The organism is Streptomyces sp. NPDC030021 (assembly GCF_055574035.1).
In genome coordinates, this window is sequence record NZ_JBVIAH010000008.1 from 1 (window position 1) to 18,572 (window position 18,572).

At 73.0% G+C, this 18,572-nt stretch carries 15 protein-coding genes; 6 read left to right on the forward strand and 9 right to left on the reverse strand.

Translation table 11 applies throughout. The features are described from left to right. Positions 1–238 precede the first annotated feature (238 nt). Positions 239–1,396, reverse strand: coding sequence for a cystathionine gamma-synthase (locus tag ACZ4YL_RS17200; protein ID WP_468117296.1), 1,158 nt, complete (start codon positions 1,394–1,396; stop codon positions 239–241). A gap of 74 nt (positions 1,397–1,470) precedes the next feature. Here ACZ4YL_RS17200 and ACZ4YL_RS17205 point away from each other — a divergent pair, with 74 nt between their 5' ends. From ACZ4YL_RS17205 to msrA, 4 genes are all read left to right on the forward strand, one after another. Next, the gene (locus ACZ4YL_RS17205; RefSeq protein WP_468117298.1) at positions 1,471–2,577 is read left to right on the forward strand and encodes a hypothetical protein; all 1,107 of its coding nucleotides are present in this window, start codon (positions 1,471–1,473) and stop codon (positions 2,575–2,577) included. Between the two features lie 337 nt (positions 2,578–2,914). Then, positions 2,915–4,513, forward strand: coding sequence for a M48 family metallopeptidase (locus ACZ4YL_RS17210; RefSeq protein ID WP_468117300.1), 1,599 nt, complete (start codon positions 2,915–2,917; stop codon positions 4,511–4,513). Further along, a complete protein-coding gene (locus tag ACZ4YL_RS17215; protein ID WP_468117302.1) occupies positions 4,510–5,664 on the forward strand; it encodes a hypothetical protein in 1,155 nt (384 codons plus the stop codon). The genes ACZ4YL_RS17210 and ACZ4YL_RS17215 overlap by 4 nt, the downstream gene beginning before the upstream one ends. Positions 5,665–5,742: 78 nt before the next feature. Further along, on the forward strand, positions 5,743–6,411 hold the full coding sequence (msrA, locus tag ACZ4YL_RS17220; protein ID WP_468117304.1) for a peptide-methionine (S)-S-oxide reductase MsrA: 669 nt from the start codon (positions 5,743–5,745) through the stop codon (positions 6,409–6,411). Positions 6,412–6,602: 191 nt separating this feature from the next. On the opposite strand, the gene ACZ4YL_RS17225 is transcribed toward msrA, so the two are convergent. Then, positions 6,603–8,777, reverse strand: a complete 2,175-nt coding sequence (locus ACZ4YL_RS17225; RefSeq protein WP_468117306.1) for a sulfatase-like hydrolase/transferase — start codon at positions 8,775–8,777, stop codon at positions 6,603–6,605. A gap of 142 nt (positions 8,778–8,919) precedes the next feature. Further along, positions 8,920–10,020 (reverse strand): NAD(P)-dependent alcohol dehydrogenase, encoded by a 1,101-nt coding sequence (locus tag ACZ4YL_RS17230; protein ID WP_468117308.1) that lies wholly within the window; start codon positions 10,018–10,020, stop codon positions 8,920–8,922. 164 nt (positions 10,021–10,184) lie between these two features. Here ACZ4YL_RS17230 and ACZ4YL_RS17235 point away from each other — a divergent pair, with 164 nt between their 5' ends. Then, positions 10,185–11,120, forward strand: a complete 936-nt coding sequence (locus tag ACZ4YL_RS17235; RefSeq protein WP_468117310.1) for a helix-turn-helix domain-containing protein — start codon at positions 10,185–10,187, stop codon at positions 11,118–11,120. Between the two features lie 51 nt (positions 11,121–11,171). Here the strand turns inward: ACZ4YL_RS17235 and ACZ4YL_RS17240 are convergent, their stop codons facing one another. The 3 genes from ACZ4YL_RS17240 to ACZ4YL_RS17250 all read right to left on the reverse strand — a co-directional run bounded on the left by ACZ4YL_RS17240 (position 11,172) and on the right by ACZ4YL_RS17250 (position 14,045). Beyond that, positions 11,172–12,131 carry a GNAT family N-acetyltransferase gene (locus tag ACZ4YL_RS17240; protein WP_468117312.1) on the reverse strand — a complete coding sequence of 320 codons (960 nt, stop codon included), beginning with the start codon at positions 12,129–12,131 and terminating at the stop codon, positions 11,172–11,174. A 217-nt stretch (positions 12,132–12,348) separates the two neighbouring features. Next, positions 12,349–13,617, reverse strand: a complete 1,269-nt coding sequence (locus ACZ4YL_RS17245; protein WP_468117314.1) for a L,D-transpeptidase — start codon at positions 13,615–13,617, stop codon at positions 12,349–12,351. 134 nt (positions 13,618–13,751) lie between these two features. After that, a complete protein-coding gene (locus ACZ4YL_RS17250; RefSeq protein ID WP_468117316.1) occupies positions 13,752–14,045 on the reverse strand; it encodes a hypothetical protein in 294 nt (97 codons plus the stop codon). Between the two features lie 155 nt (positions 14,046–14,200). On the opposite strand from ACZ4YL_RS17250, the gene ACZ4YL_RS17255 reads away from it, so the two are divergent. Continuing rightward, the gene (locus ACZ4YL_RS17255; RefSeq protein ID WP_468117318.1) at positions 14,201–14,551 is read left to right on the forward strand and encodes a hypothetical protein; all 351 of its coding nucleotides are present in this window, start codon (positions 14,201–14,203) and stop codon (positions 14,549–14,551) included. Between the two features lie 64 nt (positions 14,552–14,615). Here the strand turns inward: ACZ4YL_RS17255 and hutH are convergent, their stop codons facing one another. From hutH to ACZ4YL_RS17270, 3 genes are all read right to left on the reverse strand, one after another. Next, the gene (gene hutH / locus ACZ4YL_RS17260) at positions 14,616–16,157 is read right to left on the reverse strand and encodes a histidine ammonia-lyase (RefSeq protein WP_468117725.1); all 1,542 of its coding nucleotides are present in this window, start codon (positions 16,155–16,157) and stop codon (positions 14,616–14,618) included. Between the two features lie 107 nt (positions 16,158–16,264). Continuing rightward, a complete protein-coding gene (locus ACZ4YL_RS17265) occupies positions 16,265–17,380 on the reverse strand; it encodes a GGDEF domain-containing protein (protein ID WP_468117320.1) in 1,116 nt (371 codons plus the stop codon). A gap of 118 nt (positions 17,381–17,498) precedes the next feature. Then, positions 17,499–18,299 carry an enoyl-CoA hydratase/isomerase family protein gene (locus ACZ4YL_RS17270; RefSeq protein WP_468117322.1) on the reverse strand — a complete coding sequence of 267 codons (801 nt, stop codon included), beginning with the start codon at positions 18,297–18,299 and terminating at the stop codon, positions 17,499–17,501. Positions 18,300–18,572 lie beyond the last annotated feature (273 nt).

An 18,572-nucleotide genomic window follows, 5' to 3' on the forward strand; every position in this document is an offset into this window, starting at 1 on the left:
CCGATCTGGAGCCCCAGGAAACCCGGCTCCGCCGGGCACCGGGCTCCGCCCGGACCCGCGCCTCAAACGCCGGCGAGGCTGGAGTTGGCTCGGCGAGGCTGGAGTCGGCTCGGCGGAGCCGGGTCGGACCGGCACGCTGGAGTTGCCCGGCGCAGCCGGGAGGGCCGGGCCCGGGAGGCGGGGCAGGCCGGAGTGGTCGGGGGCCGCCGGGCCCGGGTGGGCCCGGCGGGGGGGCGGGCTAGCCCAGGGCCTGGGTCAGGTCCGCTACGAGGTCGTCGGCGTTCTCGATGCCGACCGACAGGCGGATCAGGTCCGCCGGGACCTCCAGCGCCGAGCCGGCCACCGACGCGTGCGTCATGCGGCCCGGGTGCTCGATCAGGGACTCGACGCCGCCCAGGGACTCGGCCAGGGTGAAGATCTTGGTGCGGCCGCAGACCGCGACGGCCTCTTCCTCGCCGCCGGCGACCTGGAAGGAGATCATGCCGCCGAAGTTGCGCATCTGCTTGGCCGCGACCTCGTGACCCGGGTGCTCGGGCAGGCCCGGGTAGAGGACGTTGGTGACCTTCGGGTGCCGCTTGAGCAGCTCCACGATCTTGCCCGCGTTCTCCGCGTGCCGGTCCATGCGCACGGCCAGGGTCTTGATGCCCCGCAGCACGACCCAGGAGTCGAACGGACCGGCCACCGCGCCCATCGCGTTCTGGTGGTAGGCCAGCTCCTCGCCCAGCGCCGCGTCCGCGGCGACCAGCGCGCCGCCGACCACGTCGGAGTGCCCGCCCATGTACTTGGTCAGCGAGTGCACGACCACGTCCGCACCCAGCGCCAGGGGCTGCTGGAGGTACGGCGAGGCGAAGGTGTTGTCCACGACCAGCTTGGCGCCGGCCGAGCGCGCGATGCCGGCGACCACGGCGATGTCGGTGATGCCGAGCAGCGGGTTGGAGGGGGTCTCGACCCAGATGACCTTCGTCTTCGGGGTGAGGGCCGCCCGCACCGACTCGGGGTCCGAGGTGTCGGCCACCGACCACTCCACGCCCCAGCGGGAGACGACCTTCGCGAAGAGGCGGAAGGTGCCGCCGTACGCGTCGTTCGGGATGACCACGTGGTCGCCCGGGGCGAGCAGCGTACGCAGCAGGCAGTCCTCGGCGGCGAGTCCGGACGCGAAGGCGAGACCGCGACGGCCGCCCTCCAGGGCCGCGAGGTTCTCCTCCAGCGCGGTCCGGGTCGGGTTGGCGCTGCGGCTGTACTCGTAGCCGCCGCGGAGCCCTCCGACGCCGTCCTGCTTGTAGGTGGAAACCTGATAGATCGGGGGCACGACCGCGCCGGTCAGCGGGTCCGCCGTGTTGCCCGCGTGGATCGCGCGGGTCTCGAAGCTCTGGTGCTCGTGGCTGTCGTCGCTCATGGTCCGATGCTATGCCCGCCCGGCGCCCGCCCCCCTATTGGCCTGCTCCCCCCTCGGTCTGGTTCGCTGGAGGCATGGAGATTCTGTGGTTGGTGTTCGCGATGCTCATGATCGTGTTCATTCTCGGTCCGTACATACGGCGGCGGCGCGGTGGTATCCGCCTGGTCGCGCCGGGCAGCCCCGACGCCGCCGACCCGGCGAACTACGGATTCGACCGGCAGGAAGAGCTCGAGATCCGCATCCCCGGGCCCGACCAGGACCTGATGGACGCCCTCGACAACGTACGGCTCACCGGCCGGTGGCAGGCGGCCTCGCAGCTGCTCGCCGGAACCCCGCGGGAGGGCGAGCGGCGCTGGCAGCGCGTGCAGGCCTTCGGCGGGGCCGCGGCCCTGGAACTGATGGCGCAGCCCGGGACGGGCGCGCAGTGGCTGAGGGCGTGGCGGCTGGAGGCGGAGGAGGACCCGGGCGGCGCGCAGGTGCACGCGGAGCTCCTGGTGCAGCAGGCGTGGCGGCACTCGGGCGGCGTCGGTTCCGAGGACCACCGGATCATCCTGGAGGAGGCCCGGGACGCGTGCCGCAAGGCCGCGCTGCTGGCCCAGGGGGACCCGGTCCCGTACATCACGGAGCTGGCGATCGCGCGGGGACTGGCGTACCCGGAGGCGGAGTTCGACGAGCTGTGGGCGAAGGTCGTCGACCGGGCCCCGGAGCACATGGGTGCCCATCTCGCCGCGCTGCACTACTGGAGCGCGAAGTGGCACGGCTCTCGGGAGAAGGCCGACACCTTCGCGCACGCGGCCGCGGCGCGCGCCCCCCAGGGCTCGCTGCTGGCGGCCCTGCCGATGTTCGCGCTGCGCGAGAACCAGCCGGACATCGTGCTGAGCCCGACCTTCTACCGGGGCGCGGTCGTCACACGGGCGGTGGAGGGCGCGCTGTACGCGGTGCACACGGCGCGGGAGGACGACCCGATGGTGGTGCACGTACGGCACATGCTGCTGATGTTCCTGGTCTGCATGGAGCGTTGGGCGGAGGCCATGGAACAGGTGCGGCACGTGGACGGGTACGTGGGCGCGCAGCCGTGGTCGGAGGCGGACAACCCGGCCGCGGCGTACGCGCTGTACCGGGCGATGGCGGTGGCGGGGTACGAGGCGAACGGCGGGTCGCCGGCGACCCTGGCGCGGTAGCCCTCCCGGCGGGTCGGCGGATCTGCGGCTCTGCTTTGCCCGCCGGGCGGCGGCCCGCCGCAGGGTGGGGCGGGGGCCCTCCGGGACGTCTCCTCGGCTCGCGAACCCTGAGCCGGACCGGCCCGTCGGGCGGCGGTGGGTTCGCTCGGCCTGCGGGGACGTCCCGGAGTGCCCCCACCCCACAGCGCACTGCCCGGTGCGTCCACCCCGGCTGCCCCGCGGGGATCCGGGCGAATAAAGTTGCTGTAAGTAATCACAGGCCGCATGATGCGGCGGTGGCCGTGGCCTTCTGCCCTGCCACCCATTCTTTTTCGTTCCCGTGGGGGGATCTGTCCATATGGGCGCTTCACTGCGCGCCTTGCGCGCTCTCGTCCTGCTCGCAGGCTTCTACCTGCTCGGCGTGTTCCTGCTGGCCGCGCTCGGCGGCATCGACTACGCCGTCGTCACCACCCTGCACGGCCCGATCGTGGCCAAGCTGGTCCTCGCGTCCCTGGTTCTCACCGTCCCGATCGTGCGCGGCATGTTCATGCTGCGCACCCCCCGGGGCGAGCCCCTGGCCGGTGTCACGGTCAGCGAGGCGCAGGAGCCCGAGCTGTGGGCGGTCGTACGTGACATCGCCCAACAGGTCGGCACCCGCGCCCCCGACGAGATCGTGCTGATCGACGAGGTGAACGCGGCCGTCGGCGAGGACGCCAGGCTGCTGGGCCTGCGGCCCGGCACCCGCCGCCTCTACCTCGGCCTGCCGCTGATGACGGGCCTGGACGAGATGCAGCTGCGCGCCGTGCTCGCCCACGAGATGGGCCACTACGCCAACTTCGACACGCGTCTCACCCCGCTGATCGCCCGCGGCCGCGCCCAGCTGATCCGCACCATCGGCTACTTCCACGACCGCGCCGACAAGAAGGTGGCCAAGGAGCGCGCGAAGCAGGAGCGCAAGGACGAGAAGCGGATCGCGAAGGGCAAGAAGGCCAAGGGCGTCGACACCGCGGGCGAGGGTGCGATGTACCGCGCCATGGCCAAGATCTACATCGCGTACGGCAACTTCTACATGCGCGCGACCCGCTCCACCTCCCGCCGCCAGGAGCTCGCCGCCGACCTCGCCTCGGTCCGGGTCGCCGGCCGCGACTCCGCCGCGTCCGCGCTGCGCGAGCTGAACGCCCTGGACTCGGCGCACGACTTCTACATGGGCTCCTACGCCACCCTCGGTGTCGGCGCCGGCCTGCTGCCCCGCCCGGGCGAGGTCTTCGGCGGCCTGCGCCGGCTCCTGGACGCGCGCTCGGCCGACCTGGACGAGCTGCGCCAGGAACTGTCGACCGAGCCCACCTCCCCCTACGACTCCCACCCCGCGCTCGCCGAGCGCGTGGCCCGCATCGAGGCCCTGCCCGACGACGGCCGCTCCGGGCAGGCCGCCCGGCCGGCCCTGGAGCTGCTGGCCGACGCCGACGCGGCGCTGGCCGCGCTGGAGCAGGTCGTCCTCACCCCGGAGGCGCTCGCGCTCAAGCGGGTCGACTGGGAGGACCTCGTCCATGAGTCCATGACCGTGTACGTCGGCCAGGGCGCGGAGGACATCCGCGAGGCCTTCGCCGCCGAGGGCGCGGGCCCCGGGCTCGACGCCGTGCTGGACGCGTTCGACGCCGACCCGGCGGTGCGCTGGCGCATCGCCGGCCGTTTCCCGAAGTCGGAGGAGGCGGAGGCCGCCACCGGCCGCACGGCCCGCGAGTTCGCCCGCCCGGTCGTCCGGCGCGCGCTGAACCAGCTGGTCACCGTCGAACTGACGGCCCGCGGCGCCGCCCGCTGGCAGCTGTCCTGGTCCGACTCGGCCTCCCTGAGCTACCCGGCCGACGGCTTCGAGGACCGTTTGGGCGCGGCCCTGGACGCGGCCGTCGCCGACCTGCCCGACACCGAACCCCTGCGGAAGCTGGTGCTTGCCCCGTGATCGGCCTCTACATCCTCGGCGCCATGCTGCTGTTCGGCGCGTTCAAGGTTCTGCGCGGCGTCTACTTCATCCGCAAGGCGAAGCGGCTGGAGGCGGAGATTGCCGTCATCGAGGGCCGGACCGAGGCCACGAACGCCGAGACGGCCGCCGTCAAGGCCGAGCGGAAGGCGCAGCAGGCCGCGGCGGTCGTCGCGCTGGGCTTCGTACCGGAGGACGAGCTCGACACGGACAACGCGCTGCCCGTGTCGCCCGAGCAGACCGCCGCCGTCGCGGCGGTCAAGGCCGGCGACTGGGAAGCGGGCGCGGCCTATCTCGGGGCGGCCGGGCAGGACTGGGAGGAGCGCTGGCAGCGCGTCCGCGTCCTGTCCGAGCTGGCTTCCGAGGACGACGCCTGGCTGCTGGCGTGGCGCGCGGCCAGGCCGTCGGACGCGTCCGCGGCGCTGGTGAACGCGGACACGGGCATCATGGTGGCGTGGAACGTGCGGGGCTCCGCGCGGGCCAGCCACACCACCCAGGAGCAGTTCCGGATCTTCCGCGAGCTGCTGGTCAAGGCGCAGGAGCAGACGCTGGAGGCCCAGCGGCTGGCGGACCCCGCGGACCCGGTTCCGTACATGGTGGAGCAGAACATCAGCCTGGGCTTGGGTTACCCGCACGAGCGGTACCAGCAGCTGTGGTCGCAGATCATGAAGCGTGACCCGAAGATCCTTTCGGCCCACACGAACGCCATGCAGTACTGGAGCCAGAAGTGGCGCGGCTCGCACGAGCTGGCGCTCGCCTTCGCCCGCGAGTGCGCCGCCGGGGCCGAGCCGGGTGAGCTGCTGTCCGTGCTGCCGCTGATCGCCTACATCGAGCAGGAACTGCACGAGTCGGAGCTCAAGCCGGAGACCTTCTTCAAGGAGCCGGAGATCGTCGCGGCGGTGGATGCCGCCCTCGTCGACCTGGCAGCGGCCGATCCGGACGACTGGCGGTCGATCCGGCTGCGTCACCCGCTCGCGTGGTTCCTGTTCTGGCAGGACCGGGACGCGGAGGCGGTCGAGCAGTTCCGCCACATCGACGGACACATCGGGGCGATGCCCTGGTACTACTGGCCGAAGTCCCGCTACGTGCACGCGCGGGACTGGGCGGTACGCGAGGTGACGCCGGGTCTGTGACCCGTGCGGCGGCGGAGGGCGGGTCGGGGAATCCCGGCCCGCCCTTCGCACGTTGTCACTCCCACAAGGAGGGAATCCATGTTCTCGTACCGCCGTACGCCCGAGCTCCCCACCCGCGAGGAGGCCCTGACGGGCCGCGCGGAGCCGCTGTTCGCCGTGCCCGACCGGCACACCGTGCTGGGCAACCCGCTGTCCGGTCCCTACCCCGCGCACCTGGAGGTCGCCGACTTCGGTCTGGGCTGTTTCTGGGGCGCGGAGCGCAAGTTCTGGCAGACCCCCGGGGTGTGGACCACGCTGGCCGGCTACCAGGGCGGCTTCACCGAGAATCCGACCTACGAGGAGGTCTGCTCGGGTCTGACCGGCCACACCGAGGTGGTCCGCGTGGTCTTCGACCCGTCCCAGGTCTCCTACGCCGCGCTGCTGAAGCTGTTCTGGGAGTCCCACGACCCCACCCAGGGCTTCCGCCAGGGCAACGACGTCGGCACCCAGTACCGCTCGGCGGTCTACACCCACTCCCCCGACCAGCAGGCGACGGCGGAGGCCTCCCGCGCGGCCTATCAGCAGGTCCTGGCCTCCTCGGGCTACGGCCCGATCACCACAGCGGTGCTGCCGGCCGCGGAGCGCCCCTTCTGGCCTGCGGAAGCCCACCACCAGCAGTACCTGGACAAGAACCCGGGCGGCTACTGCGGCATCGGCGGCACGGGCGTGTCCTGCCCGATCGGTGTGGCGAAGGCCCCCGGGGCGTGAGTTTGCCCCCGTCGTCGGCTCCGCGGACGAGGGGCTGACCCGTCCGTGGCGGGAGCACAGGCCCCCCGGCCCGCTGTTCCCGCGCGAGCTGAAGACGGCGTACGCCCACTGGTGGGTGCGTTTCCACAGCCTGCCGGAATCGAAGCCGGCTGTCCGCGCATCCCCGGGGCACTGAGGCCGGCCGGGGCGGGTCAGACGACCGTCACGTAGGGGCGGGCCCAGGAGGTGTGGTCGAAGGAGGATCGGGCGTTCGCGTCCTCGACCAGCAGGTGGAGGAGGCGGACGCCGGTCACGTCGAGGTCGATGGCGGTGGGGCCGGTGGCTCCGGTCAGGGTGGCGGTGGTCAGCAGGGTCCGGCCGTCGGCGCGGACGACGGCGCGGGTGGCGCCGGCCGTCGACTGGTTCGTGGAGAAGTCGTCGATGCCGACGAGGGCCGTGAAGCGGGACGCGCGCCCGCCCAGGTGGTAGACGATCTCCGAGGGGGCGTGGACACCGAGGCCCTTGGCGTGGGTCACGCCGCCGAAGGCGATCGGTGTGCCGTCGCCCGCCGCCTGCTTGCCGTTGGAGCGGTCGATCTCCACCGGGCCCCAGCCGTTGGTGGCCGAGACCCACGGGAGGTCGCTGAGGTGGCTGTCCCGGGCGGGCGGCGCCGGGAGCGGGGTGAACCGCGCCGCCGCCGTGAAACGCAAGGATGAGGACGTGGTCGCCTGCGGGAGGAGCACGGCCGGGGCGGAGGAGGGCGCGCCCACCCGCCAGGTGGTGGTCAGGGCCTGGCCCGGGGCGAGGGAGGCCGTGGCCGCCGGGCCGGCGGGCGTGGCCGTCCAGCCGGACGGGAGCGGGAGGGTGACGCGTACGTCGGGCCAGGGGCGGGCGCTGCCGTTCGAGACGGTGGTGGTGAGCGTCGAGGCCGACGGGTCGGCGACCGCGGTCAGGCCCCACGGGCGGCGTACATAGGTGTCGGTCCACGAGGCGCGCAGCAGGGTGGTCAGCGAGGCGACCACTGAGGGGTTCCCGGCCGCCACGTCGTTCTTCTCGCCGGGGTCTGCGGCCAGGTCGTAGAGCTCGAACGCCCACGCGGAGTCGGCGACCGTGCGGTCCCGCCCGGGGGCGAACCGTACGGCCTTCCACCGGTCCTTGCGGATGGCCTCGGCGACCTGCTTCGCCCGGCCCCCGTCCTGCGTGTTGGCCCGGGCGGTGACGCCCTGCTCGTCGCGGTACCAGTACAGGTGGCCGTGGAGGGGGGCCAGGGCGGCCGCGCCGCCCAGGACCGCGGCGGCGGAGAGGCCGTCGATGTCGGTGGGGGCGGGGGCCGCGGCGAGCTCGGCGAGGGTGGGCAGCACGTCGTACAGGGGGGTGGGCCGGGCGCTGGTGGTGCCGGGGGCGATGCGGCCCGGGGACCAGGCGATCAGCGGGACCCGGACGCCGCCCTCGTAGAGGTTGCGCTTGTAGCCGCGCAGCGGGCCGTTGGCGTCGAACAGGTCGGGGTCGACCCCGCCCTCCTCGTGCGGGCCGTTGTCGGAGGCCACCAGGACCACGGTCCGCTCCGCGATCCCGCGTGCGCGCAGCCGGTCCACGACGGCGCCGACCTGCGCGTCGAGGAGGCTGATCTGGGCCGCGTGGGCCTTGTTCGCCTGGGTCCACGACTGCGCGGCGTAGGGGCCGACGTCGGGGATCTCGCTGGGCGCGTGCGGGAGGTTGGGGGCGAGGAGGAGCAGGAAGGGGTCGGGTCCGGCCGCGTGGGTGTCGATGAAGTCGAGGGCGCGCGCCGCGATCGCGTCGGGGGCGTAGGCGCCCGCGGGGAGGGTCTCCTTGGTGTCGTTGTGCCATAGGTACGCGGGGCGGTACTGGTGGGCGTGGCTGTGGTCGATGTATCCGTAGAACTCCTCGAAGCCCCGCGCGCCCGGGTGACTGGGCTGGTCCGCGGCCTCCGGCCCGAAGCCCCACTTGCCGAACAGGCCCGTACGGTAGCCCCGCGCGCGCAGCACCTCGGCGAAGGTGGTGTCCCCGGCGGCGAGGCTGCCCTGGCCGCCGGCGGCCGGGTTGGCGCGGACGGCGGCGTGGCCGGTGTGCAGGCCGGTGAGGAGTGCGGCGCGCGACGGGGCGCAGACGGCGGCCGCGGAGTAGGCGTCGGTGAAGCGCAGGCCCTCGGCGGCGAGCCGGTCGGTGTGCGGGGTGGTGATCAGCTTCTGGCCGTACGCGCCCAGGTCGCCGTAGCCGAGGTCGTCGGCCAGGATCACCACCAGGTGGGGCGGCGGCGCCGCGCTCTCGGCGGCGGACGCCGGTGCGGGGCCGGCCAGTTGGGGCAGGGCCGCGAGGCCGGCGGCGGCCGCCGCCGATCCGGCGAGGAAGTGGCGGCGGCTGGGCATGGCGGACTCCTGCACGGTTGCGGGTGGCGGTCGGTGTGTGGAGATCATCCGCGGCCGTGCGCCGTGAAGGCCATGCACGCGGCATGAAGACTGTGTGACACCGCCGCCGGCCGCCGGTCCCGCTCCCGCTCCCGCTCCCGGGTCAGATCGTCGACGCGTCGATCACGAAGCGGTAGCGCACGTCGCTCGCCAGCACCCGCTCGTACGCCTCGTTGATCTGCCCGGCGGTGATCAGCTCGATCTCCGAGCCCAGTCCGTGCTCGGCGCAGAAGTCCAGCATCTCCTGGGTCTCGGCGATCCCGCCGATCATCGATCCGGCGAGGGTCTTGCGGCCGCCGATGACGGAGAAGAGGTTGAGCGCGACGGGCTCCTCCGGGGCGCCGACGTTCACCAGCGCGCCGTCGACCTTCAGCAGGCCCAGGTAGGCGTCCAGGCCGAGCGGCGCGGAGACGGTGGAAAGGATCAGGTCGAAGCGGCCGGCCAGTTCCTCGAAGGTGGCCTCGTCGCTGGTGGCGTAGAAGTGGGAGGCGCCCAGCTTCAGGCCGTCCTCCTTCTTGCGCAGGGTCTGCGACAGGACGGTGACCTCCGCGCCGAGTGCGTGCGCGATCTTCACGCCGATGTGGCCGAGGCCGCCGAGGCCTACGACGGCGACCTTCTTGCCGGGGCCCGCCTGCCAGTGCCTGAGCGGGGAGTAGAGGGTGATGCCGGCGCACAGCAGCGGGGCGGCCACGTCGAGGCCGAGGCCGTCGGGGATGCGGACGGTGTACTTCTCGTCGACGACGAGGTGGGTGGAGTAGCCGCCGTAGGTGGGCTCGCCGCTGCGGTCGAGGGCGTTGTAGGTGCCGGTCATGCCCTCGGAGCAGTACTGCTCCTGGCCGCGCAGGCAGTACTCGCAACGGCGGCAGGAGTCGACGAAGCAGCCGACGCCCACCCGGTCCCCGACGGAGAACCGGGTGACGGCCGGGCCGACCTCGGAGACGACACCGGCGATCTCGTGGCCGGGGACCATCGGGTAGATGCCCTCGCCCCAGCCGTCGCGCACCTGGTGGATGTCGGAGTGGCAGATGCCGGAGTACTTGATGTCGATGAGGACGTCGTGGGCGCCGACGGGGCGGCGCGTGATGGTGGTGCGTTCCAGCGGGGCCTTGGCGGCGGGGGCGGCGTACGCGGCGACCTGCGTGCCCCGGGTGGCCTGCGTGGTCTGCGTGGTCTGCGTGCCGTGGGTGGCCTGGGTGACGGACATGCGGGTGCTCCTCGAACGGGGTCGTGCCTCTGCGGTGGTCCCCACGCTGCCGGTTCGTCCGGTGGGCAGCCATCCCCCTGTCCTGCCTACGCCCGGTGAACCTACTCCTGGCGGGGTCAGGCTCAGGCCTGCACCGGGACGCGCCGCCCGGGGATACTGACGGGATGGACCAGCTTGATCAGCGAGCCTGCCTCGGCGAGTTCCTCCGTTCCCGCCGTGCACGGCTGCGCCCCGAGGACGTGGGTCTGCCCGACCACGGGCGTCACCGGCGCGTGCCCGGGCTGCGCCGGGAGGAACTGGCGCAGCTGGCGGGGGTGTCGGTCGCGTACTACACGCGGCTGGAGCAGCGCGACGGGCACAACGTGTCGGTGGAGGTCCTGGACGCGCTCGCGCGGGCCCTGCGCCTCGACGCGAGCGAGCGGGCGCACCTGATGGACCTGGCGCGGCCGAAGGCGCACCGGCGCCGCCACAGCCGGCGCCCGCAGCAGGTGCGGGCGGAGCTGCGCACGCTGATGGACGCGATGGACGGCGTACCGGCGTACCTGGTGGGGCACCGGCAGGACGTCATCGGCTGGAACCGGCTGGCGGCCGCGGTCTTCGGGGACTTCGGGGCGCTGCCGGCCGCCGAGCGGAACCTGGTGCGGCTGGTGTTCCTGGACCCGGCGACGGCGGAGCTGTACGGGGAGTGGGAGTGCCGGGCGTGCGAGGTGGTGAGCAACCTGCGGATGTACGCGGGCCAGCACCCGGACGACGAGCAGCTGTCGGCACTGGTCGGGGAGCTGTCGGTGAAGAACGAGGAGTTCCGGCGGCTGTGGGCGGCGCACACTGTGGCGGACAAGACGCACGGGGAGAAGCTGCTGCGGCATCCGATCGTGGGTGAGCTGCGGCTGTCCTTCGAGACGCTGAAGCTCCCGGACGACCCGGCGCAGTCGCTGGTCACCTTCCACGCCGCCCCCGGCTCCCCGTCGGCGGACGCCCTGCGTCTGCTGGCGTCGTGGTCGGCCCCGTCGGAGGGGGCCGGGGTGCGGGCCGCGCAGGCGCCCGGTCAGGCGCCCGCGCGCTCGGCGGAATCGTCGGCGGATCGCTCGGCCACACGGTGACCGGCGCGCAGTCGGCGGCACGGTCGACGGTGGCCGGTGTCCCGGATCCGGCTACAGCTTGAGCTGGAAGATGCCCACCTCGCGCCCTCGCCGGTAGCCGATGGACTCGTTCACCGCCCGCATCCGGGTATTCGCGTCGGCCACCGTCGTGGCGATGCGGCGCAGCGCCGGGAAGCGTGCGGCGGCTTCGGCCGCCATGCGCAGTTTCACGGCGCGGCCGAGGCCGTGGCCGCGGTGGCCGGGGACGACCACCGTTTCGTACTGGAGGGCGCGTGGGCCGGAGGGGTCCGGCAGGACGAGTTCGGTGTACGCCGCCACCTCGCCGGCCTCGGTCACGGCTGCGACCGTGATCTGCTCCCAGCCCCGGTCGATGATCACCTGCTGCATGGCGTGCAGCCACTGCGCCGTCCAGACCGGGGTCCGCTCGTCCATGTCCCCGATCGGAGCGTCCTCCATCGCCTCGTGGGCCGCCGCGGCAGCCGGCGCCCAGGCGTCGGGGACCAGACCGTGCCAGGTGACGAGCTCGTACCCGGGGCTGGCCGGGACCTGCGCGGGACCGTCGGCGGGAAGTTCCTGTTCGTACCAGGCCATCGGCAGGACGTTCTCGAATCCCAGCGACTCCGCGAACGCCTGCCCCGGGCCTCCCAGGTCCATCAGGGTGGCGACCGAGGTCCGGCCGTCCGCGAGCAGTTCCTCGCGGACCCGCTCCCACAGGGCGGTGCCCACGCCCCGCCGCCGCTCCGGCGGCCGTACGGCCAGCACGTCCAAGAACGCGGTGTGCGTGTTGCCCTCGTCCAGGAACAGGACCAGGGCCGCTACGCCCGCACCCCCTTCCACCGCCCAGAGCACGGGTCGGCCGCGCGCCGGCCTGACGCACAGCCGCCCGGCGACCTCCCTGCGGGACGGCGCGGGCAGCTGCGGCAGATCGGCGGCCCCGGCGTCGGTCAGGACCGCCAGCCAGGCGTCGACCGCGTCGTCGGACGGAGGCAGGTCGAGGGAGTGGATCATCATGTCCCCGACACTAGACGCGCTCCGGGGCCACCGTTGAGCCCTTTTCGGCCACCATCACCCGGCCCTGACCGGCACGGCCCCGCCCGCGCCGCGCGACGCGCGCCGAGCCGCCGAGCCGCCGAGCCACCGAGCCACCGAGCCACCGGAACACGCGCCCAAGACGAACGGCGGGGACCCCGTGAGGGATCCCCGCCGTTCGCGGTGTGCGGTCGGGAGGTCAGGCGGCCGAGCCGGCCTTCCACTCCGCCCAGCCCATGTTCCAGCCGTTGAGGCCGTTGTCGGGCTTGATGGTCTTGTCCGGGGAGTTCTTCACGGTGACCACGTCGCCGATGAGCGAGTTGTCGAAGAACCACGCGGCGGGCTGGTTCGGGTCGCCCGCGCCCTTGGCGTCGTTCAGGCCGACACAGCCGTGGCTGGTGTTCGCACTGCCGAAGACCGAGTCGGCTCCCCAGTAGTTGCCGTGGATGAAGGTGCCGGACTGGGACAGCCGCATGGCGTGCGGGACGTCCTTGATGTCGTACTCGCCCTTGCCCTCACTGTCCTTGAAGCCGACGGTGGAGCCGTCCATCCGGGTCTCCTTGAACTTCTCGGAGATCACCATCTGACCGTTGTAGGTCGGGTTCTCCGGGGAGCCCGCCGAGATCGGGATGGTCTTGATGACCGCGCCGTCCCGGGTGACCGTCATCTTCTTGCTCTTCACGTCGACCTCGGAGACCTGGCTGCGGCCGATCTTGAAGGTGACGGTCTTGTTCTGGACGCCCTGGACGCCGGGAGCGCCCTGGACGCCCTCCAGCGCCAGCTTCATGGTGACGGTGGAGTTCGCCTGCCAGTAGTTCTCCGGGCGGAAGTCCAGACGCTGCGTGCCGAACCAGTGGCCGACGACTTCCTGACCGCTGCTGGAGCTGACCGAGATGGCCGCCTGGACGGCCTTCTTGTCCTGGATCGGCTTGTTGAAGGTGATCGAGACCGGCATGCCCACGCCGACCGTCTGACCCTCGTCCGGTATGAACGAGCCGACGAAGCTGTTCTCCGGGGAGATGGTGGTGAAGGAGGCGTTCTCGTGCGCTTCCTTGCCGTCGGCGTCCTTGGCGGTCGCCGCCAGGGCGTACTTCGTGGAGCGCTTCAGCGCGGCGTCGGGCTTCCAGCTCTTGCCGTCGGCGGCGATCTTGCCGGCCACGGCCGTGCCCTCGCTGGTCTTCAGCTCGACCAGGGTGAGGGTGCCGTCGGCGACGGCCACGTTGGCCGCGTCGCTGAGGCCGACGTTCGTGGCCCCGTCCTTCGGCGTGATGGTTATTTTGGCCTTGGAGGTGTCCTTGGCGGCCGCCGCGTCGGCGTCCGCCTGGGCCTTTCCGGCCTCGGATCCCTTCGGCTTCGCGTCGTCTCCGCCGCCGCATGCCGTGAGCATCAGTACCCCACCGAGCACGGCGGATATGGCCACCAGGGACCTTCTCCGCCGCATACTGTCCGTCCTCACACGCCACTCCATCGTTGCCGGATACCCCGGAGGCTGGCCGTCCCCGGGGTTGGCCGGGCAGGGGGCAGACCCCCTGCCTGGTCCTGACAACGCGTTAACGGCACCGGCCGGTTCCACATTCCGTTCGGATGTGGTCCACCACACGGTCAGGCGTTGTCGGGTTCCTCGTCGAAGTCCCCATCTTCCTCGTCCAGGTCCCACTCCATGGACTCGGGGTCGTATTCGACGGGCTCGCTGCTCCAGGAGGCCTGGGCGAGCTCCACGCCGGGGATGTCCGCGACCAGGTCAGTGGGGTCGACGAGGTAGGCGAGGGCCTCCGACTCGTCCTCGCGGACGGCGGACTCGGCGTGGCCGCGCTCCTCGTCCGGCATGAACTCGTCGGCCTTGATGTGGTCGAGCGCGGCTCCGGTGAGTGCCTGGACGTCCGGCACTTCCAGCACCAAATCAACCCGAAGTCGTACGTAACGTGATGTCTCAGAAGCGTTCATACGACGGAGAGTAAGCCCGAGGAAGCCCCGACTTTCCCACGACCCGCCCCTTTCCGTAGCATCACCGCACACGGCCAATTCGCTGCTGCCACAAGGGGGATCGCACCGTGTCCGCACGCCGACCGCTGCTCACCGCTCTCGGAGCGACCACCCTCCTCGCCGCCCTGTGGTTCGTACCCTCGGCGGGCGCCACCTCAGCCGGTGCCGAGGAGACCCGTTCCGGCGTGCCCGCGGGCGCGAACACCACCGGGACGACCACCGACGCGACCGGCTCCGCCGACTCCGACACCCCCGGGACGGTCACGGGAACGGCCTCCGGACCGGCCTCGCGCCCGCAGCCCCTGCTCGCCGACACCGGATCCGTGGACACCACCCCCTACCTACTGGGCGGCACCCTCTTCCTCGGCGTCGGGGCGGGCTTCGTGGCCTTCTCGGTCCGCCGCTCGCACGCGCCGTAGACACGGGAAGGGCCGCCCCGGGAGCGATCTTGGGGCGACCCTTCGCCGCGTACGCGGCCTGCGGTCAGGCGAGCGGACCCGTCACCGGCTCCACCGCGGCCAGGAGGCCGCCCGTACGGATGAACGCGTCGGCGGCGGCCAGGTCGGGGGCGAGGAAACGATCCGGCCCGGGACCCTGCACACCCGCCGCGCGGGCGGCCGCGATCGCGGCCTGGCTGGCCGGGGCCGGGGTCAGGCCGTGGCGCAGCTCGATGGCGCGGGTGGCCGCGTAGAGCTCGATCGCGATGATCCGCGTCAGGTTGTCGACGGCGGTACGGAGCTTGCGCGCGGCCGACCAGCCCATCGAGACGTGGTCCTCCTGCATGGCGGAGGAGGGGATCGAGTCGGCCGAGGCCGGCACCGCGAGCCGCTTCATCTCGCTGACCAGGGCGGCCTGCGTGTACTGGGCGATCATCAGACCGGAGTCCACGCCGGCGTCGTCCGCGAGGAACGGCGGCAGGCCGTGCGAGCGGTTCTTGTCGAGCAGCCGGTCGGTGCGGCGCTCGGCGATGGACCCGAGGTCGGCGGCCGCGATGGCGAGGAAGTCCAGCACGTAGGCGACCGGGGCCCCGTGGAAGTTGCCGTTGGACTCCACGCGCCCGTCGGGCAGCACCACCGGGTTGTCGACGGCGGCGGCCAGCTCGCGGGAGGCCACCAGGGCTGCGTGCGCCATGGTGTCGCGGCCGGCGCCGGCGACCTGCGGGGCGCAGCGCACGGAGTAGGCGTCCTGCACGCGCGGGGCGGTCTCCTCCTGATAGTGGCGGACCAGCCCGGAGCCCTTCAGGACGGCGGCCATGTTCGCGGCGGAGGCACCCTGGCCCGGGTGCGGACGGATGGCGTGCAGCTCGGGCTGGAGCACCTTCTCCGTGCCGAGCAGCGCCTCCAGGGTGAGGGCGGCGGTGATGTCGGCGGAGGTGTAGAGCTTGCCGAGGTCGGCGAGGGCCATGACCAGCATGCCGAGCATGCCGTCGGTGCCGTTGAGGAGGGCGAGGCCCTCCTTCTCGCGGAGCACGACGGGCTCGATGCCGGCTTCGGCGAGCAGTTCACCGGCGGGGCGGACGGTGCCGTCCGGGCCCTCGGCGTCGCCCTCGCCCATGAGGGCGAGCGCGCAGTGGGACAGCGGCGCGAGGTCGCCGGAGCAGCCCAGGGAGCCGTACTCGTGGACGACGGGGGTGATCCCGGCGTTGAGCACGTCGGCCATGGTCTGCGCGACGGAGGGGCGTACGCCGGTGTGACCGGAGGCGACGGTCTTGAGGCGGAGGAACATCAGCGCGCGGACGACCTCCCGCTCGACGCGCGGGCCCATGCCGGCGGCGTGCGAGCGGACGATGTTGCGCTGGAGCTGGGCACGCAGCTCGGGGCTGATGTGCCGGGAGGCGAGCGCACCGAACCCGGTGGACACGCCGTAGACGGGCTCGGGCTTGGCGGCCAGGGCGTCGACGATCTCGCGGGCCCGGGCGAGGGCGTCGAGGGCCTCCGTGGAGAGCTCGACGCGTGCGTTGCCGCGGGCTACGGCGATGACGTCCTCGGCGGTGGTCCCGGACGTCCCCACCACGACAGTGTGCATATCCATATTCAGCACCCTACGGATTGAATCGCTTCATGTCACTAGCTTGAACTGTCACGATCGCGACGCGGCTGGACCCCTTACGGGCCGACGCCACGGGCGGCCGCTCACTGACGGCCGCGGAAGCGGCGCCGCTCCCCGGGGGCCTCCTCGGCCGCGGCGTCCGCGAGCCGGACCACAGCGGTGTCCCGGCCCGCCACGACGGGCTTCGGCGAGCGCGCGGCCTTCGCCTTGTACTGGGCTGCGTCCGCCAGCCGGAACAGCCTCCGGGAGGACTTCACCAGCCCGATCGGGTCCCCGGTGGAGGCCACGCCGCAGGCCACCCCCTCACCCAGCTCCAGCTCGGCCGCCCGGGTGCACACCTCCTCGGTGACGCGCACGATCTCGTCCGCCGTCGGGCCGACCCCGACCAGGCAGAACTCGTCGCCGCCGAGCCGGGCCACCAGCGATCCGGGCAGCATCGCCCCGCACAGACTCAGGACCGACCCGAACCGTTCCAGGAGCCGGTCGCCCATGGCGTGGCCGAGGGTGTCGTTGACCTTCTTCAGCCCGTTCAGGTCGCAGACGACGAGGCTGACGACCACCCCGGTCCGCCGGTGCTCCTCCAGGGCCTCGTCGAGCCGCATGTCGACCGCCCGCCGGTTCGCGAGCCCGGTCAGCGGGTCGGTGAAGGCGAGCCGCCGGGCCTCCTCCAGCCGCTCGTTCTGCGCGAGACCGGCCGCGACCACGGCGGCGAGCACGGTGGCGAAATCGGCGTCGTCCTCGTCGAAGTCGGGCAGCCCTTCGTCCCGCGCGACGTACAGCTCGCCCCAGGCGCGGCCGCTGAGCACGATGGGCGCGACCACACAGGTCCCGCGGCCGCGGCGGCGCAGGGCCTCCCCGCGCCGCCCCGGCCGGTCGCCCACGGCGCTCTCGACCCAGGCGTGCGGGCCGCCGCCGCCCACCCAGAGCTCGTGCAGGAACTCGGTGATCTCCGGGAAGTCGTGCACGGGGTAGGACTCGTCCTCGGGGAACTCCTCCTCGCCCGCCCGCCGCTCGCCCTCGTTCACGAGCACCCGCAGGCGCCCCCGCTCCCGCTCCCACGCGGAGATCGCGGCGAACGAGCCGTCGAGCGCCACGCGCGACCCCCGCGCGGCCGCCCGCACGCTGTCCCGCGGCGCGCACGCCGCGGCCATCGCCTGAGCGAGTCCCACCACGGCTCGCAGCCGCCCGTCAACTCCCATCACCCCAGGTTAGGGAGTTTTGTCTGATTTGGTACGCCTGACGCCGCTCGGGAGACATCGCCCGGGACCCGCCGGACGGGCGGACAGGCGGACAGGCGGACAGGCGGACAGGGGCGGGCTACTCCCCCGGCCAGTTCGGCTTGCGCTTCTCGTTGAACGCCGCCACGCCCTCCGCCCGGTCGCCCGAGAAGGCCACCGTCCGCCAGGCCGCGTCCTCGATCTCCAGACCGGCCGCCAGGTCCATCCCGTGCCCCAGCCGCAGCGCACGCTTGGCCGCCCGCAGACCCACCGGGGAGTTCGCCGCCATCCGGGACGCCAGCGCCAGCGCCTCGGTCCTGTCCTGGCCGGCCGGGACCAACGAGTCCACCAGCCCCAGGGACAGCGCCTCGGCCGCCTCGACCCGGCGCGCCGTGAAGATCAGCTCGGCGGCCCGCGCCGCACCCACCCGGCGCGGCAGCAGCTGCGTACCTCCGCCGCCGGGGATCACGCCCACCGACACCTCGGGCAGGCCCACCACCGCGGTCTCGTCGGCGACGATCACGTCGCAGGCCAGGGCCAGCTCGAAGCCGCCGCCCAGCGCGAAACCGTGCACGGCCGCGACCGTCGGCACCGGAAGCTCCAGCACGCCCCCGTACGCCCCCCGCGTGGTCGGCCGCTGCCGCACCAGCTCGGCGTCCGACAGCGAGTTCCGCTCCTTGAGGTCCGCCCCGACGCAGAAGGCCCGCTCCGCGGTGGAGGACAGCACCACCACCCGCACCGACGGGTCCGCCGCGAGCGCCGCGCAGGCGGCGCCGATCGACCGGGCCATCTCCGTCGACACCGCGTTCATCGCCTTGGGGCGGTCCATCGCCAGCTCCGCGACGTGCCCGTCGCCCTCCCGACGTACCGCGACGAACTCTCCGAAGCGCTGCTCAGACATGCTTGCGACCCTCCCGGTTAACGAGCGTTATCGCCGCACTCTAGTGCGCGGGGAGGCCACCGGGTCAAGGCTGAGCCGCTGCGGGGCACGGCTGCGCCCCGGCCCGCCGGCAGGAGGCACGGGGCCGCCCGTCCGCTCGGGGGTGTCTTGCCGATCAGGCCGGATCAGGGAGCGGGGTCTGGTGCTGTGCATCGCAAGGCGGACGAGGGAGTCCATGCGGAGCATCGACGACCGAGGACAACGCGGCGAGGTGCGGTGCCAGACCCCGCGAGC